The sequence below is a fragment of the Spongiactinospora gelatinilytica genome (genome assembly GCF_003236385.1).
Taxonomy (GTDB): Bacteria; Actinomycetota; Actinomycetes; order Streptosporangiales; family Streptosporangiaceae; genus Spongiactinospora; species Spongiactinospora gelatinilytica.
In genome coordinates this window covers 1-3,107 of the sequence record NZ_POUA01000575.1, presented here as the reverse complement: position 1 = coordinate 3,107, position 3,107 = coordinate 1, and the positions used below count along the sequence as shown (strand labels likewise).

The window sequence follows — 3,107 nt, the reverse complement described above, 5'->3', positions numbered from 1 at the left end:
GGTCATGGCTCAGGTCATGGCTCGGGGTCGGGCTCTTTCAGGAGGGCGCGGGGGTGAGCGGGTGCCACATGCCGCGCGCCCGCAGCACCTGCCGCAGGCCGGTGATGTTGTCGGACATGATGCCGTCCACGCCGAGGTCGAGCAGTTGCTCCATGCGCGCCGGCTCGTTGATCGTCCACACGTGCACCTGCATGCCCAGGGCGTGCGCGGTGCGCACCAGGGCCCGGGTGGTGACGCGCAGCCCGCGAAACCCGACCGGCACCTGCGCGCACGGCACCTCGGCGCGGGCCAGGCGGGTCAGCAGCCTGCCGTACCCGGAGGTGGCGGCGGCGGCGCGCAGCGCGGCCACCCCGCGGGGGCCCAGCGCCGAGCACACCTGCCGGCCGACGGCGGCGCGGGCGCGGCTGAGCCGCTCGTCGGAGAAGGAGGTCAGGCAGACGCGGTCGTGGGCCGCGGTGCGCCTGATCGCCTCGGCCAGCGGGCCGATCGCCCCGGCCTCCTTGACGTCGATGTTGAACCGGGCCCGCGGCCAGCTGCCCAGCAGGTCCTCAAGGAGCGGGATCTCATCGACGCCGCCGACGCGCGCCTGGCGCACCATCCGGTAGGGGAGTTCGGCGATCCGGCCGGTGCGGTCGGTGACCCGGTCCAGGGTGTGGTCGTGGAAGGCGACCAGCACCCCGTCGGAGGTGGCGTGGGCGTCGGTCTCCAGGTAGGTGTAGCCGAGGTCCACGGCGCGGGCGAAGGCGGCGACGGTGTTCTCCCGGCCCTCGCCGGCCCCGCCGCGGTGGGCGAAGGCCAGCGGGGCGGGATGGTCGAGGAAGGGGAAGCGTCGCTGCACGTGCAGGAGTATGCCCGGTGCGGGGGCCCGGCGTCAGTCCGGGGAGGTGAACGTTCGCTCACGGACCGCCGGGCGCCTCGGGGCGGGCCCATTCGCGGCGGCGGGCCTCGGCCATGGCGATGGCGGCGGCGATCCCGACGTTGAAGGACCCGACGCGGCCGACCTGCGGGATGTAGCACACCGCGGCGGCGGCCTCCAGCAGCGCGGGGGAGCAGCCGTGGTCCTCCCCGCCCAGGGCCAGGCACACCGCGCCGCCGAGCGGGGCCTGGTGCAGCGGCACGGCATCGCCGCTCAGCTCGACGGCCACCACGGTGAAACCCGCCTCCCTGGCCGCCTGGACGGCCGAGAGGGTGGGCGCGGGCTCCTCCCACGGCACCAGCCGGTCGGTGCCCAGGGCGGTCTTCTGCGCCTTTTGGGTGGTCGGCGGGGTGGCGTTGCCGGCCAGCCAGATCCGCTCGGCGCCGAACGCGGCGGCGGTGCGGAAGATGGTGCCGATGTTGAACGGGCTGGTGACCGATTCCAGGATGAGCGCCAGGCGGCCCTCGGTGGAGCGGCGCCAGGCGCGGTTGAGGCGTTTGACGTCGGTCGGGCGCAACTGCCTGCGGGTGTTCACCTGGACTCCGCCGTTCACCTGGACTCCACCTTGGCCTCTACTTTCAGTATCCGGTACGACGATCGGGACGCCACGCGGGTGACCGGGTGGCCCTGGCCGGCCAGCCAGCGCTGCAGGGAGTCCGAGCCGAGGTGCTTTTGCACCACCAGGTGGGCCGCGCCGCCGGGGGCCAGGCGGTCCAGCCAGCGGGTCAGCATCGCGTGCAGCGCGGGTTTGCCGATACGGATGGCCGGATTGGACCAGATCGCAGCGAATCGTACATCGGGCGGCACCTCGTCGGCATGCATCGACCTTACTCTGTAAAGGCCGTGGGCCGTGGCGTTCGCCGCGCACAGCTCCAGCGCCGCCCGGTTCACATCCACCGCCCACACCGTCGCCTGCGGCGCACGCGTCGCCATGGTCAGCGCGATCGGGCCGTACCCGCAGCCCAGGTCCAGCAGGTCGCCCGTGGCGGGCGGCGGCGGCACGGTCTCCAGCAGCACCCGGGTGCCGGGGTCGATCCTGCCGGGGGAGAACATCCCGCCGCCGGTCGCCAGCCGCAGGTGCAGGTCGGGCAGGACGAGCGTGACCGATCCCGTCGTGCCGGGCCGGGCCCCGCCTTCGGGCCGCTCGGAGAAGTAGTGCGCCACGGGCACCGACGTTACCAATGCCGGGGCACCACCCCCGCCCGCCGCCTTCAGGGCAGGCGGGAGCCGAACAGCAGCGACAGCGCCGCGACCAGCGCCCCGGCCAGCAGCGCGGCCAGCACGAACCACTGGCCGATCTCCTGGTGGACGGTCTTGTAGCCGAGGGAGGTGCCGATCTGCTCGTACACCTCGCGCAGCTCGGTGCCGGACTCGGCGGCATAGGCCCGCCCGCCGGTGCCGTCCGACAGGGTCTGCAAGGTGGCCTTGTTGACCGGTACGTTGACCGCCCGCCCGTCGATCACCACGGTGCCCTCCTGGGTGCCGTAGGCGATGGTCGACACCGGCACCCGGGCCTGCACGGCCGCCTCGATGGCCTCGCTGACCGCGCGGCCGGAGGTGTTGTCGCCGTCGGACAGCAGCACCAGCGCCGCCGGCGGCGGGTCGGTGGCGGCCCGCTGGTCGAAGGAACGGATGGAGTCCAGGGAGTTGAACACCGCCTCGCCGATGGCGGTCCCGGCCCGGGTGGACAGGTTGCCGATGGCGGTGATGACGCCCAGGTGGTCGGTGGTGGGGGAGACCACCACCGCGGCCGAGCGGGCGAAGGACACCAGGCCGACGTTGAACCGTTCGGGCAGGTCGCGCACGAACCGCTGGGCGGCGTCCTTGGCGGCGCTGATCCGGTCGGGGGTGACGTCGTCGGCCTCCATGGACAGGGAGATGTCCATGGCGATGATGATGGTGGCCCGGTCGCGGGGCACGCGCACCGCGTCGGCGGGGCGGGCCACGGCCAGCACCAGCAGGGTCATCATGAGCAGGAACAACGCGGGCGCCAGGTGGCGGCGCCGGCCGGGCGCCGCCGGGGAGACCAGCGACAACAGCGGCAGGTTGGAAAACCGCACGGCGTGGCGGCGGCGGGCGAACTGCGCCGCCACATAGCCGCCGGCCAGCGGCACGAGCGCGGCCAGCAGCCACAGCCAGCCCGGTGACAGGAACGTCATGTGCCCCCCGCCTTCCCCGCCGGGGGCCGGGC

General features: G+C 73.9%; 4 protein-coding genes. All 4 read right to left on the bottom strand.

Annotated features, from left to right (window positions below; genetic code table 11):
• Positions 1–37: 37 nt before the first annotated feature.
• Positions 38–838 (bottom strand): glycerophosphodiester phosphodiesterase family protein, encoded by an 801-nt coding sequence (locus tag C1I98_RS37125; RefSeq protein ID WP_111171944.1) that lies wholly within the window; start codon positions 836–838, stop codon positions 38–40.
• A gap of 58 nt (positions 839–896) precedes the next feature.
• Positions 897–1,469, bottom strand: a complete 573-nt coding sequence (locus tag C1I98_RS37120) for a TrmH family RNA methyltransferase (RefSeq protein WP_233508513.1) — start codon at positions 1,467–1,469, stop codon at positions 897–899.
• Positions 1,466–2,080, bottom strand: coding sequence for a class I SAM-dependent methyltransferase (locus C1I98_RS37115; RefSeq protein WP_111171943.1), 615 nt, complete (start codon positions 2,078–2,080; stop codon positions 1,466–1,468). The genes C1I98_RS37120 and C1I98_RS37115 overlap by 4 nt, the downstream gene beginning before the upstream one ends.
• Positions 2,081–2,127: 47 nt before the next feature.
• The coding region (locus C1I98_RS37110) for a VWA domain-containing protein (RefSeq protein WP_306461948.1) at positions 2,128–3,107 on the bottom strand (980 nt) is incomplete at its 5' end.